Below are 25,946 nucleotides of genomic sequence, written 5' to 3' on the forward strand. Positions count from 1 at the left end.
CTGTTCAGAGGCCTTTAGGTCATACCCATGTGTTATTAACCATAGTGGGAGGTAAAAGAAAACTCCCGCTGATTGATGTGTCCCCTGTCAAGTAGACAGTATTAAAAAAGCAAATTATCCAGCCTGTGTCCTGAACTGATAGGGACTCCGGTTGTTTAATTTCCTTTGGAACAAGTTGAGGATAAGGAACTGACTTATATAAATTTATTTGTCATTAAGAGTACTTCATGAACTTTCACATTTCTTGGTACTCTTTTACCTGTCAATCCGTTTGATTTTGCCAAGCTGTTGAAGTACTTCTTCATAATATGGGAGTCCCTCGTTATCTCCAACAACCCGCACCACCATCGAACCTATCGTATTGGCGAAATGTAATATCTCAGTTAAATCCCAATTTTGTTGCAAGCCGTAAAGTACGCCAGCATTAAAACCATCACCCGCTCCTACGGTATCAGCAACTTTTAGAGCTGGAACAGGAGCTGCCTTTACAATGTCTCCTTGATAATAACCGACTGATCCTTTATCAGCTTGCTTAACTGCTACAAAAGAAATTCCTAATTCCTTTGTTTTTTTAATAATCGATAACGGGTCTTTTTCACCAATTATTATTTCCATTTCCTCATCACCGGTAAGCAAAATATCGACCTGAGGCAAAAACTGTTCTAATACTTCTTTCGCTTTTTCCTTAGACCACATCCGCAAGCGAATATTTGGATCAAAAGAAACTTTTACATGATGCTTTTTAGCAAGATCAATGGCTTTTTCCATGACAGCAATATTTCGATCATCAATGGCTGGGTATATCCCAGTAAGATGCAGAATCTTTGCTCGTTGGATATAGCTTTCATCTAAATCATCCACCGTCATCGTTACCAACGGTGATTTATCCCGATAATAAAACGTTCGAGTGCTGCCATCCTCCATTCTTTCTTTAAAATTCAGCGAGGTAGGGTAACCATCAACGAAAGCTAGTTGTGATATATCAATACCTTCCCCGCGAATAAAATTACGGATATAACAGCCAAACTCATCATTTCCAAGCCTGCTAATATAACCTGATTTGAGTCCTAATCGGGAGCAGCCAATAGCTACATTGAGTTCTGCACCGCCAACTTGCTTTTCAAATGTGTGAACAAACTTCAATGGTCCCGTAGATCCTGGATTAAATACGATCATTGCTTCGCCTATCGTTATAACATCCATCCCATTTTTTCCTCCAAAATTTCTGCTAATCTATAGTATGATTTGTGATTACGTCGACAATCCCATTTCTTGCAACTAAAAGTCTATCGGTCATGTGGAGAAATAACCCTGTTTCCACTACGCCAACTAATTGTTTCATTTGTTGATGTAATTGCTCCGGCTGTGCAATTGTTTGAAATAAGCAATCCAAAATATAATTACCATTATCAGAAATGAACGGATCACTTCCGCTTTTCCTTAATACCGGAGTACATCCATATGCCGCAATTCTTTCCGCTGTTTTTTCCCAGCCAAAGGGCACGACTTCAATCGGTAATGGAAAAGCTCCTAGCTTAGACACTCTCTTTGAAGCATCAACAATAATAATAAGCTGATCAGCTGCTGCTGCTACAATTTTTTCGCGTACGAGCGATCCACCGCCACCTTTAATTAGCTGTAACTGTGAATCCACTTCATCGGCCCCGTCAATGGCAAGATCAACCTTCGTCGTTTCGGAAAAGTCAGTCAACGGAATCCCTTTTTCTCTTGCTAGCTTTTCCGTTTTTATCGATGTAGGAATCCCTTCTACTTCTAATCCTTGACCAATTTGCTTTGCTAATTCATCTAACAGGTAATTTACCGTTGAACCGGTTCCTAACCCAATTGTCATCCCAGAATTAACGTAGGCCACGGCAGCTTTTGCAGCTGCGCGTTTATCTCTATTTACATCATTCATTGTTCCACACTCCTCAGTGATTTGTAAAAAATTCCTGAGCTATACTACCTCATTTATAATAACTCAATAATTCTCCTAATACACTTGCGGCATCTGCTTGTGATGTTCCGCACAAACCTGCAAACATCATCGAAACAAGTATGTTTGCATGAGTTAATCCACCACTGTCTCTTCTGCTCCCATAGTTCCTGCATGAACGTCAACTTTTAATAGTTCCATTTGATTCTTGTCTATAACTTCTTTAAACTTAGGCATACCAGTTTGATATGGATTATCAGGTGATGTTTGATTGTGAGCAGCAAAACGTCGCCATCTGGATTACCATCATTAGAACAAGCCACTCCAAAAGAGAGAGTCCTATCCATAACCTTCACTAATTATCTCCCCTACGCGAAAGCAGCGGAGTTATTCCGCTGCTCGTTTTATATATTCCCCTGCCGTTTTGGTTAACTGTTCATAGTCTGCTTCTGTTGTTAATGATGGTGCGTTAACAAGATTACTGCCGATTCCTACTGCTTTAGCACCTTGTTTTAAATAATCATTCATATTATTTAACGTTATGCCGCCAGTTACCATTGCTTCAATATGTGGAAGTGGGCCTAAAATATTTTTAATATAGGAAGTTCCTACCGTTTCAGCTGGAAAGATTTTTACCATGCTTGCTCCATGTTCATAGGCTGTCACAATCTCTGTTGGGGTTAACACTCCTGGTATCACTGGGATGCCGTAACGATTTGCCAGCTTAAGTGTCGCTATATTTAATGTTGGCGAAACAATAAAATCCGCTCCTGCTAACATAACCAATCTCGCTGTTTCTGGATCAAGTACTGTCCCTGCTCCAATACAAATATCGTCTTTCATTTTTTCGTGTGCGACTGCAATGACGCTTGCTACATTTGGAGTTTCTGCAGTGATTTCTACTGCCTTTACTCCTCCAGCAGCTAAAGCTTGTAAGATCGCTACAATATTTTTCTCATTTGCCTTTCTTATCACAGCAACTACCTTGGTTTCTTTAATAACTTTTATAGGTTCCATGTTACCTCTCTCCATTTCACTCTAAATTGGCATGTTTTTGCAATAATGCTTGTTCTGACGTTTGCTCGGGATACTGCCGTATTAAATAGGCAATGACAGCATCTAACACGATATGGGCGGCTTGATCAAATTGACTGCCTAACGGCTGAATAGTAATCGGCTCTGAGGTCAGCCGCTGTTTTGTAGCAGCCGGAACTTCTACAAGACAATGCGTATACTTCGTAATTTTAGATCGCCGATTGGCTGTTACTAAAGCAATCTTCGCATGGATAGCCATTGCTTTTTCAGCAAAGTACGTCAGTGTCCCTGTATTGCCAGAACCAGAAATAATTAATAATAAGTCATCAGACTCCATACTTGGGGTAATTGTCTCTCCAACAACATAAACAGAAAAACCACTATGCATCATCCGAATGGCAAACGCTTTTCCAATCAAACCTGATCTTCCTGTTCCTGCTACGAAGATAGATTTCGCCCGTTTTAGCTCTTCTGCTAATACCACTAGTTCATCTGAATTAACTGCTTGTAATACGTGAGTTACTTCTGATGCTATAGCATCTAGTGTCTTCCTCATTTTGCTTGTAAAATCCCCTTCCTTTAACAAGATTCTCTATTTATTAATTGTGGTGTAAAACGATAAACATTTGCTTTCATTCGTACTTCTCTATTCTTTATTTGCCTAAATAGTAATTGAGCAGCTTTTTTGCCCATTTCAAAAGTCGGTTGCGCAACTGTCGTTAATGCTGGACGATAAAATGAGGCAAACACCACATCATCAATACCAATAATTGCCAATTCATCTGGAATGCGAACGTGATTATTCTTTATATATTGCAGTATTTCAAACAGGATACGGTCATTTAAAGCAAGTATAGCTTCAGGTGGGTCCGATAATGTCAATAGGTTTCGAATGAGTTGCTGCATTTCAGAAAAATCGCCACTTGCTAAATATGCTTTATTATAGGAAATACCGTTGTTTGCTAATGCTGCTTTGTAACCTGCTATCCTCTCTAGTCTCGGTGTTACTGGTTGCTGTATTGGCGGGGAAATTATAGCTATTTTTTGATATCCAGAAGCAATAAATTGATCAACCGCTAATTGAGAGGCCTGATGATTATCCAGTAATACAGCATCCATGTCTATTTCTGGTACTAGTCTATCCATAAATACAAAAGGATATTTTTCATCAATTAATTCTTGGTACAAGTCTTTATTTTCGCTAGTTGGAAACGTAATAATTCCATCAACCTGCTTAGCACGTAACATATCAATATAACCTTTTTCCTTTGCCGAATTGTCATCGGCGTTGCAAACAATGACATGGAATTTTTCTTTATGGCAATAATCTTCAATTGCCCGAATAATTTGCGTAGAAAAACCATGAAGAATATTTGCAACAATAACACCTATTGTCTTGGTAGATTTTTGCTTCAAACTTCTAGCGATGATGTTTGGCTGATAACCTAGTTCCGCAATTGCTAACTCAATTCGTTTTTTGGTATCTTCCCCCATATAATCAAATCGTTTATTTAAGAATTGCGATACAGTACTTTTAGAAACATTTGCATATGCTGCTACATCAGCAATGGTGACTTTTTTCATTCGGTACTCCTTTTCCAATTACTAAATCGGTTTAGTAAATCGATTTATGGATAGTATAATTCATTTGTAAATGTTTTACAACTAAATACAGCTTGACCTTGTGACAAACGATTCGCTCGGTTCTTTTATAAGAATATGGAATCTTCCTTAGCATTCTTTATACCGCTTCTAAAAATCCAGGCATGAACCCAATTTCATGGACATACATATAGATTAAGAAACTCTAATAGGGAGCTAATGAGATGGAAAATACAGTGGCGATTAGTGAAGAAGAAGTGAAAAGGTATTATATTTTACAGCAGGAGAAAAAAGAAATGGAGCATGAAATGAAACAATTAAAGAAAAAATTTCATCATTTTTTAGATGAATCCGCGGGTAAGAATAAAAGGGGGGAAATTCATCGCGGTGATTACTGTATACAGCGACAAATTCGCACTTCTATTTATTACACCCCTGAGATAACAGTGAACAAATTAGAGGAAATGCAATTATCCGATTTTGTTATTACAGAAAAACGTCCAGACACCGAAAAACTGGAAGCTGCAATTAGGTTGGGGTTAGTAAATGAAGAGGACTTTGCTGACTGTAAAGACACAAAGATAACGCAGGCTATTGTTGTCAGAACCGCTAAGTAAAATAGCAAAATTAAAGCGCTGATATGATGAAATCAGCGCTTTTTATAAACTATTTCTATGGAATATCATCATAGCAGATTTTCTATTACTATAAGTGTATATTTAAAAAGAAAAGCATAATAGGAAGAAATTTTTACTACATGATATTTTTCCAAGCCAATTAGTTACACTTAATCAAAAATAAACCGTTGATAAATATGAACGCTTGTTTTCCGAACTTCTTGTATGTCTCTTGAAGTATAAAAACTTTTACATCAAATAGCCTCTCAGCTATCAGTAACATGTTTTTATTAGAAAAAAAGGAATTCTTATTTCTTTGGACGTAACAATATAGTATGATACTTTATAAGATTTATATAGTGAAACAGTCAGAATTTTGCTTCACCCCTACTGAATGTTGGGAAAACAAAGCGGGAATTTAGGTGCCGTTATCTATCGCTTAGAATACTCGTATTCTCTATAACTCTGGAAGTGGGAGTCTTACGGCACCTTACATTCGGAATAAAAGTGTGAACAAAACCAAAGGGAGAAGGTGGTAATTTGCAAGTTAATCGTTTGCCAGCTCTTATTTTTGCTATTAGTGTCTTATATATTTTTATTATTCCCTCCGAACCTATCCAGTTAAAATTGTTTTTTAAATTAGTCCCAATGATACTAATTATAATGTACGCCTTCTTGAAATTACCAAAGCAAAAAACAAAAACACATTGGCTACTTTTGATTGGATTAGGCTTTTGCACCATCGGTGATGGAACGTTGCATTGGTTTGTTGTTGGTCTTACAGCCTTTTTGATTGGTCATTTATTCTATCTAACTAGTTTTCTTTTTCAATGGAGATTTTCCAAATGGAGGGTTGCATGTGTTCTCCCCATCATGATTTATTCCTTGCTGTTTGGAAGTAAACTTATCCATGCACTTTCGAATTCTGAAGAACAAGCCCTCATTTTCCCTGTTAGTTTATATATTATTGCCATCGCTAGTATGGCTTGGTTTGCCATTATGACAGGAAATGGCTTTGTCATCTTAGGCAGTATCTTATTTGTTATTTCGGACTCTATTTTGGCATGGAATATGTTTGTTTCGCCTGTTAACTATGAGCATGTACTCGTTATGTCTACGTATTATGCTGCTCAATTTTTCATTGCCCATAGCATCAGCAGGTTAGGTAAAAAGCAAACACGCATAGTTTGGTAAATGGAGGGAAGAAATCGACCACTGAAAGTATGAAACATGCAGAAACATTTTATTTAAACAAACTACAAACATTAGCCATTGAGACTCGAAATAGGTTAGCGACTTCTGACGAGATATGCAACTTCATTCAAGGAGAGCTTTTCTCCTTGAAAAACCGCGATGTGTTGCTGTCGTGGTTTTTTCTTGTCCTTGAAAAAGGAAGGCACTTTTTCTACGTGCGATGTGTTGCTGTCGTGGTTCTTTCTTGTCCTGTCAATCCAAACGAGGGCCACTTAAATTGCCTCTACTTAGATTTATTCGTATTCTCTATCACTTTGGAAGCGGGAGTCTTACCACGGCTTACATCTGATAAATGAAGAAGAAAGGATGCTTTTTCCTAATTTAAAATAAGTATCTTGCATTACTCAATATCGAGGTATATACTATTGACAGGTATTATACATTATACAATAGTTAAATAAGGTGAATCTCTTCTATGAAGACTTAAATGTAGGTTATTTATATCAACATCATAAACGAATAAAAATCAATTAGACTCAGCTTTGTCATAATTATGAATGGATAGATTTATATCTTTCAATATTGAAAGATAAATGTAAGGAAAAACAAACGATCATTCTACTTTCTAGTGGTATGATTCATTTAGAAGTGATCCTATCGCAGCGCTACTTGGAAAAATACATCTTAAGTCGTACCTAGTTTTATTTCCTTTAGCCAATTAACAAAGGGATTTATAATTTATACAATAATGAAGTGGTTATAAATAATTGTACTCACCCAATCATATAAAATTGCTTTCTTGTTGTAATCCTTACATTACTTCAACTAAAACTTTAGAAAGGAATTAAAATAATGAAAAAAATACTTGTAACGTCATTCTTATTTTTGGCTGGCTTAGCAGTCATGCTACTAGTTACGATCATTCAAAAATCTAGTATGTTAATTGCAAAAAAATGACCAAGCAATAACTTTAAATTTACGGAGGTAACCTAATGGCTAATGCAGCAATGGAATTAGTTAACTTGAAAAAAACGATTGGAAAAAAAGAAATTATCAAAGGGCTCTCCTTCTCTATTCAATCTGGGGAAGTATTCGGTTTTATTGGACCAAATGGTGCCGGGAAAACCACAACCATTCGCATGATGGTTGGATTAATCAACATCACGGAAGGAGACGTTTTAATTCAAGGAAACAGCATTAAAACAGACTTTAAAAAAGCCATTCGTGAAGTCGGTGCGATTGTAGAAAATCCGGAAATGTACCCTTTTATGACTGGTTGGCAAAATTTAAAACATTACGCTCGTATGATGCCGGGTGTTACAAAAGAACGAATGCAAGAAGTAGTCAAGCTAATGGGCCTTGAAAAGCCAATCCATGAAAGGGCTGGAAAATATTCATTAGGAATGCGGCAACGTTTAGGGATCGCCCAGGCATTGTTACATAAACCATCCGTATTAATACTTGACGAACCTACTAATGGGTTAGACCCAGCAGGAATTCGTGAAATGCGTGAGCATATTCGCAAGTTAGCCAAGGAGGAAAATGTAGCTATTATCATTTCCAGCCACTTGTTGTCTGAGATTGAACAAATGTGTGATCGTATCGGAATTATTAAAAATGGTAAGCTTATTAAGCTTCAACAAGTTGGAGAAGTAGAAAATGATAACCTGCTGCATCATCTGAAAGTAGCCCCTATGGATCAAGCAAAACAAATATTAAATGAACAACTCCAATTAGAGGCAGTAGAATTAGATGGAAATCTATCATTCCGCTGTAAAAAAGAACAAATTCCAAAAATTATTAAATGTATGGTTGAAAACAATTGCGCTATTTATCAAATAACAACAGCAAATGGTTCGTTAGAGGATCAATTCTTTGAACTGATTGGAGAGAATACAATTGAGTAGAATGATAAAGCTTATTCATAATGAACAAGTAAAAATATATACAAGAAAATCTACCTGGCTTATGTATCTCATCTTAGCCGGATTAATTTTCACTTTTGCCTTTACCACCAATTACTATGGTGTTCCGAATGAAAACTACCAAGGTGATAACTGGCGTCAAGAATTGAAAGAAGAAAATCAAAAATTAACTAAGGAAATGGAAAAAGACGAATTTGCAGCAAGCAATAATCCTTATCTTATTGAGAAAAACAATTATTATTTAGAACAGAATATTCAACCAGCTGCTTATGACGCCTGGCAGTTCGTTGGAGAAAACGCTGGGTTATTAACGGTTGTCAGTTTATTAGTGATTATTATTGCCGCGGGAATCGTTGCCAACGAATTCCGTTGGGGAACCATTAAGCTGCTACTCATTCGCCCAATTAAAAGAAGTGGCATCCTGCTTTCCAAATATATTGCAGTTTTATTATTCGCATTATATACGCTTATGTTTCTCTTTATCACGGCATGGCTAATCGGAGCAATCTTCTTTGGGGTTAGCGATATAGACGCTACCATTGTTAAAGATGCTAAAGATGGTTTTACATCTATTCCCTTAATAAAAGATATATTCACTAATTATAGTTTTCGACTAGTGGATCTTCTTATGATGACCACCCTAGCATTTATGATTTCAACCGTGTTCCGTAATAGCTCCTTAGCAATCGGTGTTTCCCTGTTTTTATTGATGGGCGGATCTTCTATTGTTCAGATGCTTGCAGATAAAGAATGGGTAAAATATATTTTGTTCGCCAATACGGATTTAAGACAATACTTTGGAGGGAATTCGCCAATGATTGAAGGGATGACATTGGGCTTTTCCATTACTGTCTTGATTGTCTACTATGTTGTTTTCATATTGACTTCGTGGATCGTGTTTATAAAACGAGACGTTGCAGGACAATAATCATAGATGTCTAAGGAAGAGAGCTGCTTTCCTATTCCCTGCTCTCTTCCTTTTTTTAATTGGCTATCTTATTTTTCAAAAATAAACATTGAACCTAATCCATCTGCAAATACTCAACCAATTATTCCGATTTTTAACATGCCCTTATTTGTCGAGGGAAAAATCCCCGGTACTACATGGTGAATATTTCATTTGAAGGTAGCTTCGTCGTTTAATTGCATTGCTAGCTATGAGTGAACTTCAATTTCTTTCCACATTGCTCCTCACATCCCCAATGTTTTCTTTAACCCGTCAGAAGTTCTGCCGTTCGTTCATATTAAATAAGTTCCTGTACTTTTGTTCTTTTTTAATTCCCTTTTTAGAATATTGTCTATACAGTAATGATGAACAAATAAAAGCAAACAAAGTGGTCGGTCAATGAAGTTATGCTTTGGGAAAATCAAGTAAGCAAGCTTTTCTGCTTCCATTAAAGCTGTGTGTCATAAACATTGGATGATGCAATTATTGATAAGTAGATCACGAGTGTTGCATAAATAATCCCTGAAATTTAAAATACTCACTGTCATCAAAATTAGGTATTAGTACATACAGAGAAAAGTCCTTTAGCGACATGCTTTAATGGAAAAGGTAAAAAAACTTGGCTTGTCCAAATCTTTATGGCGAAAGCTATCGTTTTTCTTATACTATAAAGCCTATATACTTTCCATAGTACAGAAAAAAATATAAAATTTCGGATATTATTAGAAAACGGCAAAAGAAGTGGACATTAAGAAAGTAGGGGGATCAATTTGAAAAACAAGAACTTTGAAGATTTGCCAATAACACTTCATATTGAAGCAAGGAAGAGAAATTGAGTTTTTTTATAATAATAAAGGGTATTTTATTCCTAATTACAAAGAAGGAAGAGTTTTATTAGACGACGAAGGAGAAAATTTAACCCCAAATATCAAAAATGAGGAAGAGTTTGTAGAAAAAGCTAAAATAAATAGATGGATTAACACTAAAAAAACTTTTTCAAAATAAAAATGATCAAGTGGAAATAGGAACTGTTTTTTAAAATGGATTTTATGACATGAACCTTTTAAAAAGAAAAAGCAAAAAACAGAAGATTGCGTAAAAAATTTAATGATTGTGGAGACTTCTACTACTTACGATTTGGTAGAAGTCTTTTTTTGTAAAGGTAAGCTATGACTAGATCAGCAATAATTATAGTAAGTACGTTTGTTATACCAAGGGCAAAAGAATACCAAGATTATATTAAGTATATTGATAGAGATAAAGGAAAAGTTTTAGCAAGGACAAAAAACGTTTTACCACTTTTGGGAGGATGTTATTTCCTTTATTATACAAAACAAATGAACTTTTTAGTACCTTCCCTTATATGTGACAAAATTGAAAGATGATTGTAAGAAAAAACAAACTAATAATTCCTTCTCTCATGTTACTATTTGTGTGGATTGAATATTGTCTCCCAACTTCATCGCTTCAAACCCAGTTTATGTAAACATAAATAAATTTAGCCAATCATCTTATAGGGGGAATTACATACATGGAAATAATTACGGATACGTGGACAATCATTCAATATTTAATACTGGGACTGGTACAGGGAATTACTGAACCGCTCCCCATTTCTTCCAGTGGACATATTGTTATTGTTCGTGAATTGTTTGGGATTGAAACAAAAGGGCTCTCCTTTGAAATATTTGTGAATTTTGCTTCTCTATTAGCTATTTTACTGATTTATCGTCATGATATCATGCGGTTAATAAAAAATGGGAGTCTTTACCTCATGAAAGGAAACGATACGTATAAAAATGACTTTCATTTTATTATGTATCTTATCATCGCTACAATACCAGTAGGGGTAATTGGGCTATTGTTTAACGATGTGATTGGGGAAGTCCTAAGTGGTACAAATGTCGTTGGATTTACCTTGTTAATCACAGCTGCTGCCGTATGGATTATTCGTCATCGGAGCGGGAAAAAAGCAGATGAAGATTTATCAACAAAAGATGCACTCATTGTTGGTATTGCCCAGACTTTTGCTGTTATGCCTGGAATTAGCCGTTCCGGAGCAAGCATTGTCGCGTCCATGCTAGTTGGTATGAAGCAGGAAACGGCACTTCGTTTCTCCTTTCTATTATATATACCGGTTAGTTTAGGTACAACGATCATAGAAGTTCCTGACTTTATAATAAGTCCAGAATTTAGTACATTGCTAGTCCCTAATCTGATTGCTTTCTTTGCCTCATTTATAGCTACTTATGTTGCATTTAAATGGCTTAAAAATATCATGGCTAAAGGCAATTTAGGTTATTTTTCATATTACTGTCTTATTGTTGGTATACTTGTCATCCTATTTCTATAGACTTGATCAATTGCAAAAGGAAACGGTTTCGTTTATGCATTGATTTTTCCTAATATTGGTGTTATGATAATTGTAATAATAAATATTCGATCACATGTTACTAATACGATTAGGCATGGTGGTATAATAGAGTGACTATTGTGACTCTGTATACTACCGTGCCTTTTTTGCTATAACTAAAAAGACATACTCCCTTAGTCACAAAATAGTAAAAATCAAACTCAGAATAGCAAGGAGTGCAAGAAATGTTAAAGAACCTATTTAAAAAATCAAAAGAACAAGCTATTTATGCACCATTAAACGGAGAAATAGTTCCGTTAGAAGAAGTACCTGATCCTGTTTTTAATCAAAAAATGATGGGAGAAGGAATTGCAATTATCCCCAGTGAAGGAAAACTACTTTCACCGATAGATGGAAAAGTTGTGCAAATACCGGAAACAAAACATGCAATTGGACTTGCTACAAACGATGGCACGGAAATCCTCATTCATGTAGGGTTGGAAACGGTTAGTTTAAAAGGGGAAGGATTTGAACTAAAAGTTGCTGCAGGCGATACGGTCACTAAAGGGCAACCACTGATGGAAATAAACTTAGATTATATTAAACAACACGCATCTAGCATCATTACGCCGATTATTATCACAAACAGCAATGAGCGAAAGCTTACATTTACAGAGGAAAAACAAAGTGTTGCAAGTGAAACCGTTATTATGAATGTAACTGCTTAAGCTTCATTATAAATTACGGTATTGGATGGTTTCTAGTTTGTGCTTTTTTAACAAACGGAAACACTTGATTAGCAACTGGATAAACCGCCCTCTTATCAGGGGCGGACGACGTTGCGCTCCCCAAGAAGGTTACTAATTTTGTCGGTGTTTATTTTGACTTTAGGGGATTCCAGTTGCTGCCTTTCCATACATGTCTTGAAGGCCCTGGATTTTTCTTAGAAACTGGCTAGTATCCATTTTCTGGTGTAAACAACTTAGGTACATTTATACATAAAATGAAACATCTATCAGTAGAGCTTTTCCTTCACCCACTACTGATAGAAATAAAAACAAAGGTTAACATCTCAGGCGTCCTTGAAAAAGAAGTTCACTTTTTCTACATGCGATGTGTCGCTGTCGTGGTTTTTTCTTGTCCTTTCGACCCGAACAAAACGGGCATTTAGGTGCCGTTATCTCCAACTTAAACTTCTTCGTATTCGCTAAACTCTTGAATTGAGAGTCTTTCAGCACCTTAGAGACGGGATAAAACCTAGTGTTTTTCGGATAACGAATTATCTCACGTTAAAGTTTTCTTTTGTATGCAAATTGGATAACAGTAACATAGCTAATCAATAAAATTTCTCCTAAGCAAAGCTGAAGCATATACTATTCGCAATTTATTCTGCGTAAAATGAAATATCATAGATCCCTAAAACCACTGGTAAGAATACAGGCATCTAAAGGAGGTGACCTCCGGTGAGAATTACAAAAATCTTAAATAATAACGCAGTAATCGTAACAGACGGCAAGCAAGAAAAAATCGCAATTGGTGCTGGTGTAGCCTTTAATAAAAAGAGAAAAGATATTGTTAATCCAGCAAAAATTGAAAAACTATTTGTACTAAAAGAAAATGAAAAATTGCAGGAGTTGATTATGCGAATCCCGGAAGAACACTTGCTAATATCAGAAGAAATTATCGCTTATGCTGAAAAGCAATTAAGTACAAACCTGAATGAGCATATTCTTTTAGCATTGACTGATCATCTCTCATTTGCTATTGAACGCAGCAAAGAAGGAATTCACTTAAAAAATAAGCTCTTGCAAGAAATTAAAATTATGTACCGAGAAGAATTCAATATTGGACTTTGGGCGATTAATCACGTAAAAGACAAACTAAATATGGAACTGCCCATCGATGAAGCAGGTTTTATAGCTCTTCACATCCACACAATGAAAATTAAAGGAGGTGATTTGCATGAAACGGTAAGACAAACAGCGATTGTAAAAGACATGATTGAAGCTATTCAGAATGATTTAAACATGACCTTTAATGAAGGTGCAATTGCTTATGAACGATTAATGACCCATCTAAGGTTTGCCTTGAATAGAGTAAATCACTGTGAAGCTCATTCCTTAGATGATGAAATGCTAGCGATGATTAAAAAAAAGTTTAAACGATCGTACCGTTGTTCTGTTAACGTAGCTAAAAAAGTTGCTGCAAATCATGGAATTGAGCTGCCTCCGGAAGAATTGGGCTATATTACATTGCATATCGAACGCCTTAAAAAATACCAATAATACAAGCTGATTTTATTCCTTTTTAAGTTGGTAGCGCTTTCAAACCAATGACTAACTATTATGTCATTACAGTATCATTCAGGCCTTCGTTCATAACAATTATAAGGAGGAATTTATTATGATGAATTATGTGCAACGACTCGGTCGGTCTCTTATGCTTCCAGTAGCTGTACTTCCTGCGGCTGCAATATTATCGGGGATTGGCTATTGGATTGACAGCGACCAAGTAAATCCTGTAGCTGTTTTTCTAAATCAAGCAGGTAATTCTATTATTGGTAACATCCCAATTTTATTTGCGATTGGGGTTGCATTAGGATTGGCAAAAAATAAGGACGGTTCAGCTGCATTAAGTGGCCTGGTCGGTTTTTTAGTTGTGACAACCCTGCTTTCTACTGATTCTGTTGCCCTACTGCAAGGAATTGAGGTAGAAAGTGTAAATCCGGCATTTGAGCAAATCAAAAATGTTTTTATTGGTATTATATCTGGTATTGTTGCATCCATTATGTATAACCGCTTTAGTCATGTACAACTTCCTGATTCTTTAGCCTTTTTTAGTGGAAAACGGCTTGTACCAATTATGACATCCGTAGTTATGATGTTTGTTTCCGGTCTTTTATTTTTCATTTGGCCCGTTGTCTATAACTCACTAGTATCATTTGGAACGGCAATCAGTGATTTAGGCGCTATCGGTGCAGGTCTCTACGGATTTTTTAACCGCTTATTAATTCCAACCGGCTTGCATCATGCCTTAAACTCCGTGTTTTGGTTTGATGTAGCAGGTATTGATGATATTGGTAAATTCCGTGATGGTACAGGTATCAAGGGTATAACTGGTATGTATCAAGCAGGTTTCTTCCCAATTATGATGTTTGGTTTACCAGCTGCCGCGCTTGCTATGTACCATACAGCAAAAACAAAAAGAAGAAAGCAGGCAGCTTCATTGCTCTTAGCAACAGCATTCGCCGCATTTTTTACAGGTGTTACAGAACCCCTTGAATTCTCATTTATGTTCTTAGCTCCTGCACTTTATGTTGTTCACGCAATGCTTACAGGTTTTTCTTTAGCAATTGCTGCTTTCTTCCAATGGACATCTGGTTTTGGCTTTAGCGCCGGTTTTATCGATTATATCTTAAGTTATCCATTACCATTAGCTAATAAACCATACATGTTAATTGTTCAAGGTTTAGTATTTGCAGTTATTTATTACTTCCTCTTCCGCTTCCTCATTAAAAAATTAGACTTAAAAACACCAGGAAGAGAAGATGATGAATTATTAGAAGAAGAAAGTGTAGATGAAATCAAGTCTGATCAACGCTTTGCTAAAATGGCAGCACAAATTTATGACGGACTGGGCGGAGATACTAATGTGGCATCCATCGAGAACTGTGTCACCCGTTTACGTGTTGAGGTAAGAGATATAAATAATGTCGATGAAGCAAAAATCAAAGCTACTGGTGTACCTGGTATCAATAAAGTTGGAGCAAAGAGTATCCACGTTATCGTTGGTACAAATGTTCAATTTGTTGCCGATGAAATTGATAAAATTCGAAAATAATAACAAAGAAGAAAGTGCTAGATAAGTAGATGCACACAACGCAAAGCGAATCTAGGATTTACTATTAATCCGCCTTTCTGCCAGATAGACAGAAAGGCGGATTTTAATATTTTATTTAATCTTTCAAGTTTAAAAGATAATATTCCATAAGCCGAACAGCTTTAGTAAGATATTATCTCTGATTTGGTTTTTGTTGAAAAAGTATGATCAAGTTAACCTACGAAATTACGTTGAAGGAGTCATTTTGTTTATGTTCTGTTACTTTTTCTGCAAAAAACGATCCTATAATTATCCATACACTTCTTGTATACTAGGAGTAAAGGAGGAGAGGCATATATGTTTAAAAAACTATTTAACTCCATGGGGATTGGGTCAGCAAAGGTCGATGCAAAAATAAATAAAACAGACTTTATACCAGGAGAGACTGTAGAAGGTGTATTGGAAGTAGAAGGTGGAAACTCTGAACAACAGATTGATAAAGTCTATGTAAGTATCTTAACGAATTATACTGTGGAAAGTAGCGATAAAGAATATACCAATAATCGACACATGATTAAACGCTACCAGCTCACGGATGCGTTTGTTATAAAACCAGATGAAAAAAAGTCCATCCCTTTTAGCTTCCAACTACCTCTACGTACACCAGCATCATTAGGAAAAACTAAAGTATGGTTGGAAACTGGGATGGATATTAAAAAAGCATTGGACCCTAGGGATAGTGATTACATACAAGTCAAACCCCACCCGCTAGTCGATGCTTTTCTCGATGCAGCAGATCGTCTTGGCTTTGAATTAAGAGAAGTGGAATGTGAATTTGCCCCAAGTACATTTCCATTAAAAAAAGAGTTTCCAATTGTTCAAGAATTTGAGTTTAAACCGACTAGCGGAAAATACAAACGAAAATTAGATGAGTTAGAAGCTGCATTTTTCGTATACGAATCGGAAGTAGTAGTGCTTGTAGAAGTCGATCGAAAAATGAGAAACAAAGACTTCTTTACAGACTTGTTTGAATTGGATGAGAGTAAAGCGACGATTCGCTACGGCTTTGATGATGTTGACGATTTATCAGATCGATTAGCAGCATTAATCAAAGAAAATATGTAACGGTTTTCACTTTTTAATCAAATGGCGGTAAAGCTTATACAAATAAGCTTACCCCCTTTTTTTATGTCAGAAATTGTATCAATCACTCACCGCAATTATATAAATAGTCACATATATTCAATTAATGGTAAAATTATGTGTTTTTTTGAAACCGTTCACAATCACTTTTAACGGTGTTATAATAAAATTTCCGCACTCTATCAGCCCGCTTTGATAGATAGTTAAACTACTTAATAACCACGCGTATTAAACGCATGCCTTTCATTTATTATAAAAGTTTCATACAAGGGGGAATCTAGCAACATGAATCAATTTACCATTTGGCATTTAATGATGGATATTAGTATAATATCCGCTTTACTTTTAGTTGGTACGATACTTCGGGCAAAAGTTAAATGGATTCAATCTTTGTTTTTACCTGCTAGTATGATTGCCGGATTTATTGGACTTGCACTTGGGCCAAGCGGCTGGAACCTTCTACCTTTTTCGGATCAGCTCGGTACCTACCCTAGTCTGTTAATTGCAGTGATATTCGCTGCCATCCCAATTGGTGCAGCAAAAGTCCATATGTCAGAAGTGTTTCAACGCGTTCGTAATATGTTCTCCTATTCCATGATCCTCATCTTATCGATGTGGGGAGCAGGAGCATTATTCGGAATACTCTTTTTAACTCCATTATTTTCTGATTTGCCAAGTGGCTTTGGTCTGATATTAGGAGCGGGCTTCGTTGGCGGTCACGGGACAGCAGCAGCAGTTGGAGAAGGCTTTGCTCATGCTGGCTGGAACGAGGCAATGGATCTTGCCATGACCTCAGCTACAGTTGGAATTTTAGTTGCAGTACTGGGAGGGTTGTTTCTCGTCAAGCGCAGTACAGAACAAGGAAAAACCAAATTCATCACCAGCTTTAAAGATCTTCCCAATGAATTACAATCGGGACTAATTCCACATCATAAGCGTTCCTATATGGGGGTCGAAACCGTTTCTCCCAATTCCATTGATCCATTCGTGCTACATGTAGCTGTTATAGCGTTTGTCATTGGAATAGCTTATTGGATTACGAACATACTGTCTGATTTAATGCCAGCAGTATCTGTTCCATTATTCAGTATCGCTTTTGTCGTTGGACTTTTATTTCAATCCCTTAGTCGCAAAGTAAAAGCAGATGATTATATTGATCAACGAGTCATGGAGCGAATCGGCGGAACAGCAACTGATTTCCTTGTAGCTATTGGGATTGCATCCATTAATCTTACGGTCGTTATGGAGTATGCTCTACCACTTATTATTCTGTTTGCATTCGGGATCTTATGGGCATATATTTTATTCCGCTTTGTGGGTCCTAATATATTTCAGGACTTCTGGTTGGAAAAGTCCCTGTTTGGTTGGGGCTGGAGTACGGGTACAGTGGCAATGGGACTTGCTCTTTTGCGCATTGTTGATCCGGAGCTCAAAAGTAAAACTCCGGAAGATTATGCACTGGCTTATATCGGTGTTGCGCCGGCTGAGATCGCCGTTATCACCTTTACACCAATTCTGTTTGCCGCTGGGCTCACGTGGGTCATTCCGCTTGTTCTTTTACTCGGTACCGCAATTATTATTGGAGTTTACAAATATACAGGTTGGTGGGGAGCTAGAAAAAACAACATTGATGAATATAATATGCCGAGCTAGTAGTTAGCTCGGCACTGGTAATTTCGTTTATACAACAGCTGGACCAACTAAGGAAAGCGGCTGTTTACCTAAAATAAGACCTGTTAATTTCCCATATCCTATTTGCTTATACGCATCTAATAGTTGTTTTAGTTCCTTAACTTTTTGGTTTCTTTTTAACTTGTCTATTTCTTCCTCATACACTTTTAAAATATACTCGTCATGCACTTTTGGGCGAAACTTGCTTGGGTCTTCATCCATAATGATACAACCCATATATTGGAAGTTAAATTGTAATTGTCTTGTTAAGTGAATAATACGTAAAAATTGCTGGTATACTTCAGGTTTAGTTGCTTTAAATTTTGCAATTGCCCGCTTTGCCTGAACTAGCTCTTCATAGCTTGATGTAATAATCAATTCTTATCTCCCCTTCTTTCTTATTCATCCCAAGGCTTTTTAACTGATAATTTAGCAACTAAATCCTTATTTTGCTGCCGTTTCAGCTTACGGATTTTTGCCCTTTCTTCTCCAGTCTTATAGAGAAATTTTTCCTCTTCTGACTCTGGAATAATTTCTGGTACCTCTGTTGGCTTTTTAGCTTCATCTAATGCAACAAAGGTTAGGAAAGCCGTAGCTGCAATTCGACGCTCAGCGGTTATCATATCTTCTGCAATCACTTTACAGAAGATTTCCATAGAGCTTCTACCTGTATAACATACAAAGGATTCAATACATACCGAATCACTTTGTCGAATTGGCGAATTAAAGTTCACTGAGTCTGTAGAAGCGGTCACGCACTCCTTTACTCGTGCATGTCTCCTTGCTGACAAGGTGGCACATGCATCTAACTTCTTCATTAAAACTCCACCGAACAAAGTGTGGTAATTATTTAAATCGTTAATCAAAACTTGATCATTTTGAACGATTCGCGTATCTTTACACTTTTTCGCGCGCATTGTATCACCTTATCTATTCAATTTTATTCTTTCCTACTCAGGTCTATTATATTCCCCAATGGTGGCTTTCGTAAAATGCCGATATTAGATGCCATGCATAACAAAATGTTATGTAAGGGCTTTAATTACATTTTTTATCTTTTAGAAGGTGATTAGAATGACGGAAGAGGTGAACTACCTTTGCTATAACTAAGAGAGCGAGAAGATTAACGCAAGCGTAAAAAAACAATTGAACATAAATTTACCTTTATGTTCAATTTTTCACATTTTTTGCTACATCTTAAATTAAAACTGTACGATATAAACGATGAGCTTAAAAAATCAGCATTGCTCAATATTATACAATCTAATTTAAAGGCGGTGAAATTCATGTTAATAACTACAAAGAAACACAAGGTAATCTTATTATTATTGCTTAGTATACTGTTTTTATTTGTTTCAAATGTGTCCCTAGCGGAAGCTAATGCAACTGTGCCAGCTATACCGGATAAAAAAGACCAATACGCTGATTTTTTTAATAAACTAACTTTGTTTATTAATCAAAAAGTTGGTAGTGACATAAGTTCTGATTCCTTAGAAAATAATCTGGCTGATAAGAATTTTAAAAAAGCTATAGCACAGAGAGAGTTTCTTCATAAGGCAGGTGCCTCAGCAATTGAAGACTTCGTAACTACACCAGAAAAGAAGGAATTTATGGACTGGCTGCTTGACAACACAGAAGCGATGAATCTTTTCTTAGAAGGTGGGGAGCCGGATACTGAATATGCAAAAGCATTTAACGTATGGTATGAAATTTGGAGTAAAGACCCTGATTCACATACTGGTTATGAATTAAAGTTGGCAATTGCCTCTGCGATGAAGTTCGGAAATGGTGTGCCCAAATGGTATACTTCAAGAACCTTAGTAACACCATATGAGAGATATGAATATTATAAGGTTCGTGAAGCGGAAGGTAAGTTTCCTGTAAGTATGAAAACAAGAACGGTATGGGAACTTAGAAATACTATAGCTGCTCCAGCTAGTAACTGGGATTTAGATTATGTAAGAGAAGTAATTCATAAAGATAGATATAATGCAAATAATCAAAAAGTATCTGTATGGTATCCACCGTATACTTCTATTAGTAAGTATAAAGATGCAAATGGAAAGCCATACAGTGTATTTCGTGCTAGTGGAGATCAGTTTTTTGGTCCTGATGCAACAATTAAAGAAGTACATGAAATAGGTGGAGTTTGTGGTACTGCATCTATGTTTGGTAGTATTGTGCACAATTCATTTGGTATTCCTGGATTTTTAATCGGACAACCCGGGCATGCCGCTCACGTTTTTCACTCACCTAAATCTTCAGGAAAATGGGATATTGGTTACGATGTATCAGGCTGGGGAAGTTCAGGCATAGGTGAGCGTACGAAGATTCCCTATACGAACTATAACGATGTAATCAATAGAGTTGCCTATTGGTTTGCATATGAAGAGTCAAGAGTTGATGAAGATAAGCTTCACAAATCATTTCAGCTTAAATGGATTGCAGATGCACTAAAAGATTACGATAAAACTCAATCCGTACGTAAAGTTGCAATGGAAGTGGATAAATGGAATATAGATGTATGGAGAGATTATCTACATTCTATGAAGGATTTATGGCAGGATGCGGTAGATAATACACAAATACCATCCGCTAACATAACAGCAACAACTACCAGTTTCCATGCAAATGAAGGAGCTGACAAAGCGATTGATGGAAACAGTGATACTATTTGGCATACAAACTATGGCAGAAAAAGAAGTACCCTTCCACAATCAATCACTCTTTCATTTGATAAAGTATATGAAATTAATAAATTCTCATATTTTCCAAGAAAAGGAGGAGGAAATGGGAATATAACGGAATATAAACTTTATACAAGCCTTGATGGAGAAAATTATGAATTAGTTTCACATGGGAATTGGGCAAACAATTCTAGCACAAAAACGTTAGAATTTAAAACGAGAAATGCAAAATATCTTAAACTGGAAGCCTTAAAAGGTCATAACGATTTTGCATCTGCTTCAGAACTTAAAGTATATCAGCCGTTGAAAAACAAACCGATTACACAGGATGAGTGGGATGAAACAGCTCACTCTATCATAAACAATTTTGAAGACCAACCAGCAGTTGTATACGATTTGTTTAGATCCATACAAGACTTAGTATTAAATTCAGAAATTTCCAGAGAAAAGTATCAGAAGTATGTTGTTGATCTACATTCCGTATTAGAAAAAGCTTACAGCTCCAATTGGAAAGAAAGACAGATTGCAGAGTTCCTTCGAAATAAAATGTCTGGATATGGACTGTATTTAGCAGATTTTAATTTTAATGGAGACAATGCTGGTAAATTAATGGGAAGTAAAACTGATACGGAATACAGCCTTGATGGAGGTAAAACATGGAAGCCTGTAATGGAAGATAATATGAAGCTTAGTGATGAAGAAATAGCTTCTATTACCGCAGAAAATGGTATTAGAGTAAGACTTATAGGTACCAAGGAATACCTTGTAATTCCTATATACAAAGCACCTTCACTTCCTAGGATTTATGCCAACGATGATATAAATAAATTATTCGGAATGAATGACAAGGTTTATTATAGTACTGACAACGGAAAAACTTGGACAAAGTATGAAGGAGAAGATAAGCTTCCAGATTTATCCGGAGATTTAAAATTTATGACTAGAATTCCTGCTCAAGGCAAGACTTTGGGAAGCGAAATAAAGAGCTTTGACTTTAGTAGTAAAGTTGATCCTTCACTTATTCTTCCATCAGATATTGTTAGTGTTAAAGCTGATGCTGATAGGGATAATCCAGTTAAATATGCGTATGATGGGAATATTTATTCTTTCTGGCATACTAATTTTCACGAAAATGTGAAGCCACTACCACAGGCAATCACATTTGAGCTTAAGGACATAAGTAATCTCTATAAGCTTGAATATGTGCCAAGACAAGACGGTATCTCTAATGGGCGTATAACTGAGTATAAGATTTATGCAAGTAAAGATGGTGTAAACTATAAGCTTGTTTCAAAAGGTAAATGGGCAAATGATGATAAAACAAAAACTGCTACATTTAATGCGCGAAATACAAAGTATATAAAGCTTGAAGCGATAAAAGCAGGGAGAAATTTTGTATCTGCTGCAGAAATAAGACTTTTCAAAACGAATGATCCAACACCCCATGCAAGCTTTAGCTTTGATGGTAACCATGCTGGAGAGCTTATAGGTACAAATATAGATATGGAATACAGCATGGATGGCGGAAAAACTTGGAAAGCAGTAACAGAAGTGAATATGCCACTAACATCAGAAGAATTAAGGAATATTCGTCCTAATACAATTATGAAGGTAAGATTCAAAAATTCAAAAGAAACTGCTGAAATTAGTTTTGCAGCTTGTTCAAAGACCCCGAAAGTAGAAGGAAATGATACGGAAAATACAATTACTGGGCTCGATAACACGATGGAATATAGTACGGATAATGGTGCAACTTGGACTAGATATAACGGAAAATTCAATGTGGATTTAAGAGGTGATTTAAAATTAATAGTAAGAACTGCGGCGACAGGTACAACTCTTGCGGGAAGTGATGTAATATTACATTACACAGCAGAAAAGGAAAAACAATTTGACGAAAGAGTATTATATAAGTTCATCAATAAGGCTACTGGAAAGAGTATCGATGTTGCTAGTGGTAGCCGTTCAGAAAATGCTACATTTATTCAATATGGATACGGTGGAGGTGGTAACCAAACTGCATATTTAGTTTCTGTAGGTGAAAATGAATACAAAATTGTAATGAGACATAGCGGAAAAGTATTATCGCCAAAAGAACTAAGTGATAAAGAAGGTACTGTATTGGCTCAAACCACTTATACTGGGCTTGATATTCAAAAATGGAATATTGTAAATTTAGGCAATGATGAATACCAGATAATTAATGTAGCCACTGGGTATGCTATCACAGCAGATAGTAACCGTCAAAAAATCACTCTTGGTAAACTTGTTCATAATAATAATCAGGTTTGGAAGGTATCTTATGTTAAAAATGTAGTTGTTCCAGATGTAAGCTTTAGCTTTGATGGTGAGAATGCAGGAAGAATGATGGGAACCGATAAGTCAATGGAATATACCATAGATAGCGGTAAAACTTGGAAGTCAATCACTGAAAATAACATGTTGCTTGCTAAGAATGACTTAAATGCAATTAAAGCTGAACACGGAATCAAAGTTAGAATTAAAGATAATGCAGGTATTGCTAAAATTGATATTAATCATGCTCCTAACGTTCCAAATGTTCAAGCTGATGATAATAAAAATATTGTAGAAGGAATAAATTCTTCTATGGAGTATAGTGTGGATAATGGAGAAACATGGGTAAGATATTCAGAAAGCAATCCACCTACGTTTATAAGTGATATGGATGTATTAGTAAGAATTGCAGGTAAAGGTGTAATTCCTCCTAGTGATTATAAAGAATTAAGCTTTACATCTAAAATTACGATTCCTCTTTATAAAGAGTTTCATCCAATGGATTATATTACAGTAAAAGATCCGGATGGAAAAGATATTCGTAGCAATATTGAAGTAGTGAAAAATACGGTAGATGTAAATAAAAAAGGGATATATTCTGTTACCTATAAAATTTCACAAGGTGATGATGAAACAACCATTACAAAAGAAGTAGAAGTAGTAAGTGATATGGATTACTTAAGTGATCTTGATTATAAGAGCGGAAAGAGCGGATGGAGAAGCATTAAGAAAGATACGAATGTTAGCGGTGGTCCTATTGTTTTACATTCAAAATATGGAAAAGATACCTTTAAAAAGGGTATAACAGCTCATGCAGCCTCAGAGATAATATATAATGTGGAAAATACTGGATATACCAATTTCCAAAGTTATGTTGGGCTAGATGATACTGCATACAACTCAGGAGCTAGTGTTATATTTAAAGTTTACGTAGATGGAGATTTAAAATATGATTCTGGAGTTGTTACTTCAAAAACTCCATATAAATATGTAAATGTTGATATTAAAGATGCAAAAGAAGTAAAACTTGTAGTAGATTCAAATGGAAATAACAATTCTGATCATTCCGTATGGGCAGATGCTAAGTTTGTATCAAAAGATTCAGCACCTGTCATTGAAGCTACTAATGTAGCTTATGAAAAAGATGATGTGGTTCATTTTGATGAAATCCTAAAAAAAGTTAAAGCAACAGATATGGAAGATGGAGATTTAACTTCAAAGGTTACGTATACTACAAATTATAAAAAAGGAAGCACAGGAAACTTTGATATTGTGTACAGCGTAACAGATAGTGAAGGGTACAAAACAGAAAAGACTGTAAAGCTTATCGTAGTAAATAGCAGCATATATGTATCAGATACGGATTGGGTATCAGCAAAATCAGGATGGGGCAGTACTAAAAAGGATTTAACCATTAGTGGTACACCGCTTCGTCTCTGGGATGGGGAAAAAGAAGTCACTTATGAAAAAGGGATAGGAACGCATGCTTATTCAGAGACTATTTATGATTTAACTGGTAAAGATTATGGCTATTTTACAAGTTATGTAGGTGGGTCTAGAGATGGTAATAACAGGACCTCTGTAGTATTCAAGGTTTATGTAGATGGAAAGCTAGTAAAAGAAACGGAGGTTATGAAAAAAGATACAGCTCAAGAATTTATAAAGGTGAACATTGCTGGCGCAAAACAATTAAAATTAGTGGTTACAGATGGCGGCAATGGAGGGGGAAATGACAGTGCTATATGGGGAGATTCTAAATTCCTAATGGCGGATAAAAATGTTATTCCTGTAAATACTTCTAAGCTTAGCGAAGCTGTAGAAAAAGCAGAGCGTTTAAAAGAAGAAGATTATGAAAAAGATTCATGGAAAGTACTTCAAGAAAAATTAAGTGTCGGAAAATCTGTTCTAAGCAATGAAAGAGCTGAACAAACGGAAATAGACAATGCTTATCATGATATAAATTCTGCAATTACACAGCTACAAAAATTTAAGGGAAAAAGTCCTGTAATCCATGCTACAGATGTAACTTTTACCGAAGGAAATCAAGTAAATTTTGATGATATTTTAGCTAAAGTTACAGCAACAGATGTTGAAGATGGTGATTTAACCTCAAAAATTACGTATACTACAAACTATGTTGATAATAGTGTAGGTGAGTTTCAAATAGAATATAAAGTAGTAGATAGTAATGGAAATTTGTCAACAAAAATAGTTAAACTAACAGTGACACCAGCTCAAAAAGAGAATTTTGACTATGCAAGTGATATGGAGTGGGTATCAGCAAGATCAGGATGGCGTAGTACTAAAAAGGATTTAACCATTAATAGTACACCGCTTCGTCTCTGGGATGGTGAAAAAGAAGTCACTTATGAAAAAGGTATAGGAACGCATGCTCATTCAGAAACGATTTATGATTTAACTGGCAAAAATTATAGCTTTTTTACAAGTTATGTAGGTGTATCTAGAGAAGCTAATAATAAAGGATCTGTAGCATTTAAAGTTTATGTAGATGGCAAGCTTGTAGAGGAAACGGATGTTATGAAAAAAGATACAGCTCAAAAATTGATGAAGGTGAATATTGCTGGAGCAAAACAATTAAAATTAGTGGTTACAGATGGCGGCAATGGAAAGGGAAATGACGCCGCTATATGGGGAGATGCTAAATTTCTTTATGGTAAATAAAGATGTACTTTCCAAGTCCAACTGACTACTATCCATGTATT

General features: G+C 35.9%; 19 protein-coding genes. 12 read left to right on the top strand and 7 right to left on the bottom strand.

Annotated elements, in window-relative coordinates; all coding sequences use genetic code 11:
- Positions 1 to 255 precede the first annotated feature (255 nt).
- The 5 genes from BN1066_RS06720 to BN1066_RS06740 form a co-directional block, all read right to left on the bottom strand.
- The gene (locus BN1066_RS06720) at positions 256 to 1,203 is read right to left on the bottom strand and encodes a sugar kinase (RefSeq protein WP_077318672.1); all 948 of its coding nucleotides are present in this window, start codon (positions 1,201 to 1,203) and stop codon (positions 256 to 258) included.
- 25 nt (positions 1,204 to 1,228) lie between these two features.
- Positions 1,229 to 1,918 (bottom strand): ribose-5-phosphate isomerase RpiA, encoded by a 690-nt coding sequence (gene rpiA / locus BN1066_RS06725; RefSeq protein ID WP_077318673.1) that lies wholly within the window; start codon positions 1,916 to 1,918, stop codon positions 1,229 to 1,231.
- A gap of 405 nt (positions 1,919 to 2,323) precedes the next feature.
- Positions 2,324 to 2,953 (bottom strand): bifunctional 4-hydroxy-2-oxoglutarate aldolase/2-dehydro-3-deoxy-phosphogluconate aldolase, encoded by a 630-nt coding sequence (locus BN1066_RS06730; protein WP_077318674.1) that lies wholly within the window; start codon positions 2,951 to 2,953, stop codon positions 2,324 to 2,326.
- Positions 2,954 to 2,969: 16 nt separating this feature from the next.
- Positions 2,970 to 3,527, bottom strand: coding sequence for a 6-phospho-3-hexuloisomerase (hxlB, locus tag BN1066_RS06735; protein WP_077318675.1), 558 nt, complete (start codon positions 3,525 to 3,527; stop codon positions 2,970 to 2,972).
- Between the two features lie 23 nt (positions 3,528 to 3,550).
- Positions 3,551 to 4,555 (bottom strand): LacI family DNA-binding transcriptional regulator, encoded by a 1,005-nt coding sequence (locus BN1066_RS06740; protein ID WP_077318676.1) that lies wholly within the window; start codon positions 4,553 to 4,555, stop codon positions 3,551 to 3,553.
- A gap of 242 nt (positions 4,556 to 4,797) precedes the next feature.
- Between BN1066_RS06740 and BN1066_RS06745 the strand changes: the two genes are divergently transcribed.
- From BN1066_RS06745 to BN1066_RS06795, 11 genes are all read left to right on the top strand, one after another.
- Complete coding sequence (locus tag BN1066_RS06745; protein WP_077318677.1) at positions 4,798 to 5,190, top strand: hypothetical protein; 393 nt, start codon at positions 4,798 to 4,800, stop codon at positions 5,188 to 5,190.
- Between the two features lie 540 nt (positions 5,191 to 5,730).
- Complete coding sequence (locus BN1066_RS06750) at positions 5,731 to 6,384, top strand: lysoplasmalogenase (protein WP_077318678.1); 654 nt, start codon at positions 5,731 to 5,733, stop codon at positions 6,382 to 6,384.
- A gap of 992 nt (positions 6,385 to 7,376) precedes the next feature.
- Complete coding sequence (locus BN1066_RS06755) at positions 7,377 to 8,291, top strand: ABC transporter ATP-binding protein (RefSeq protein WP_077318679.1); 915 nt, start codon at positions 7,377 to 7,379, stop codon at positions 8,289 to 8,291.
- Position 8,292: 1 nt separating this feature from the next.
- Positions 8,293 to 9,237, top strand: coding sequence for an ABC transporter permease subunit (locus BN1066_RS06760; RefSeq protein WP_077318937.1), 945 nt, complete (start codon positions 8,293 to 8,295; stop codon positions 9,235 to 9,237).
- Between the two features lie 831 nt (positions 9,238 to 10,068).
- Positions 10,069 to 10,260 (top strand): hypothetical protein, encoded by a 192-nt coding sequence (locus BN1066_RS06765; RefSeq protein ID WP_077318680.1) that lies wholly within the window; start codon positions 10,069 to 10,071, stop codon positions 10,258 to 10,260.
- A 535-nt stretch (positions 10,261 to 10,795) separates the two neighbouring features.
- Positions 10,796 to 11,608, top strand: a complete 813-nt coding sequence (locus BN1066_RS06770; RefSeq protein WP_143695757.1) for an undecaprenyl-diphosphate phosphatase — start codon at positions 10,796 to 10,798, stop codon at positions 11,606 to 11,608.
- A 245-nt stretch (positions 11,609 to 11,853) separates the two neighbouring features.
- A complete protein-coding gene (locus BN1066_RS06775; RefSeq protein ID WP_077318682.1) occupies positions 11,854 to 12,336 on the top strand; it encodes a PTS sugar transporter subunit IIA in 483 nt (160 codons plus the stop codon).
- Between the two features lie 735 nt (positions 12,337 to 13,071).
- The gene (locus tag BN1066_RS06780) at positions 13,072 to 13,893 is read left to right on the top strand and encodes a PRD domain-containing protein (protein WP_077318683.1); all 822 of its coding nucleotides are present in this window, start codon (positions 13,072 to 13,074) and stop codon (positions 13,891 to 13,893) included.
- A 118-nt stretch (positions 13,894 to 14,011) separates the two neighbouring features.
- Positions 14,012 to 15,448, top strand: coding sequence for an N-acetylglucosamine-specific PTS transporter subunit IIBC (nagE, locus tag BN1066_RS06785; RefSeq protein WP_077318684.1), 1,437 nt, complete (start codon positions 14,012 to 14,014; stop codon positions 15,446 to 15,448).
- A 336-nt stretch (positions 15,449 to 15,784) separates the two neighbouring features.
- On the top strand, positions 15,785 to 16,552 hold the full coding sequence (locus BN1066_RS06790; protein ID WP_077318685.1) for a sporulation protein: 768 nt from the start codon (positions 15,785 to 15,787) through the stop codon (positions 16,550 to 16,552).
- Between the two features lie 303 nt (positions 16,553 to 16,855).
- Positions 16,856 to 18,223, top strand: a complete 1,368-nt coding sequence (locus tag BN1066_RS06795) for a sodium/glutamate symporter (protein ID WP_077318686.1) — start codon at positions 16,856 to 16,858, stop codon at positions 18,221 to 18,223.
- A 27-nt stretch (positions 18,224 to 18,250) separates the two neighbouring features.
- On the opposite strand, the gene BN1066_RS06800 is transcribed toward BN1066_RS06795, so the two are convergent.
- Positions 18,251 to 18,619, bottom strand: coding sequence for a hypothetical protein (locus tag BN1066_RS06800; protein WP_077318687.1), 369 nt, complete (start codon positions 18,617 to 18,619; stop codon positions 18,251 to 18,253).
- 20 nt (positions 18,620 to 18,639) lie between these two features.
- A complete protein-coding gene (locus BN1066_RS06805) occupies positions 18,640 to 19,158 on the bottom strand; it encodes an acyl-CoA thioesterase (RefSeq protein ID WP_077318688.1) in 519 nt (172 codons plus the stop codon).
- Between the two features lie 969 nt (positions 19,159 to 20,127).
- On the opposite strand from BN1066_RS06805, the gene BN1066_RS06810 reads away from it, so the two are divergent.
- Positions 20,128 to 25,905: a DUF4073 domain-containing protein gene (locus BN1066_RS06810; RefSeq protein ID WP_179104306.1), complete on the top strand. Its 5,778-nt coding sequence runs from the start codon at positions 20,128 to 20,130 to the stop codon at positions 25,903 to 25,905.
- Positions 25,906 to 25,946: the final 41 nt, after the last annotated feature.

Source organism: Virgibacillus proomii (assembly GCF_900162615.1).
In the GTDB taxonomy this organism is placed as follows: Bacteria; Bacillota; Bacilli; order Bacillales; family Amphibacillaceae; genus Virgibacillus; species Virgibacillus proomii.

What these genes read in the sequence shown, in the direction of transcription:
- BN1066_RS06720 (WP_077318672.1), bottom strand. Translation starts at nt 1,203, where the DNA reads ATGGATGTTATAACGATAGGCGAAGCAATGATCGTATTTAATCCAGGA.
- rpiA (WP_077318673.1), bottom strand. Translation starts at nt 1,918, where the DNA reads ATGAATGATGTAAATAGAGATAAACGCGCAGCTGCAAAAGCTGCCGTG.
- BN1066_RS06730 (WP_077318674.1), bottom strand. Translation starts at nt 2,953, where the DNA reads ATGGAACCTATAAAAGTTATTAAAGAAACCAAGGTAGTTGCTGTGATA.
- hxlB (WP_077318675.1), bottom strand. Translation starts at nt 3,527, where the DNA reads ATGAGGAAGACACTAGATGCTATAGCATCAGAAGTAACTCACGTATTA.
- BN1066_RS06740 (WP_077318676.1), bottom strand. Translation starts at nt 4,555, where the DNA reads ATGAAAAAAGTCACCATTGCTGATGTAGCAGCATATGCAAATGTTTCT.
- BN1066_RS06745 (WP_077318677.1), top strand. Translation starts at nt 4,798, where the DNA reads ATGGAAAATACAGTGGCGATTAGTGAAGAAGAAGTGAAAAGGTATTAT.
- BN1066_RS06755 (WP_077318679.1), top strand. Translation starts at nt 7,377, where the DNA reads ATGGCTAATGCAGCAATGGAATTAGTTAACTTGAAAAAAACGATTGGA.
- BN1066_RS06760 (WP_077318937.1), top strand. Translation starts at nt 8,293, where the DNA reads ATGATAAAGCTTATTCATAATGAACAAGTAAAAATATATACAAGAAAA.
- BN1066_RS06775 (WP_077318682.1), top strand. Translation starts at nt 11,854, where the DNA reads ATGTTAAAGAACCTATTTAAAAAATCAAAAGAACAAGCTATTTATGCA.
- nagE (WP_077318684.1), top strand. Translation starts at nt 14,012, where the DNA reads ATGATGAATTATGTGCAACGACTCGGTCGGTCTCTTATGCTTCCAGTA.
- BN1066_RS06790 (WP_077318685.1), top strand. Translation starts at nt 15,785, where the DNA reads ATGTTTAAAAAACTATTTAACTCCATGGGGATTGGGTCAGCAAAGGTC.
- BN1066_RS06795 (WP_077318686.1), top strand. Translation starts at nt 16,856, where the DNA reads ATGAATCAATTTACCATTTGGCATTTAATGATGGATATTAGTATAATA.
- BN1066_RS06805 (WP_077318688.1), bottom strand. Translation starts at nt 19,158, where the DNA reads ATGCGCGCGAAAAAGTGTAAAGATACGCGAATCGTTCAAAATGATCAA.
- BN1066_RS06810 (WP_179104306.1), top strand. Translation starts at nt 20,128, where the DNA reads ATGAAAACAAGAACGGTATGGGAACTTAGAAATACTATAGCTGCTCCA.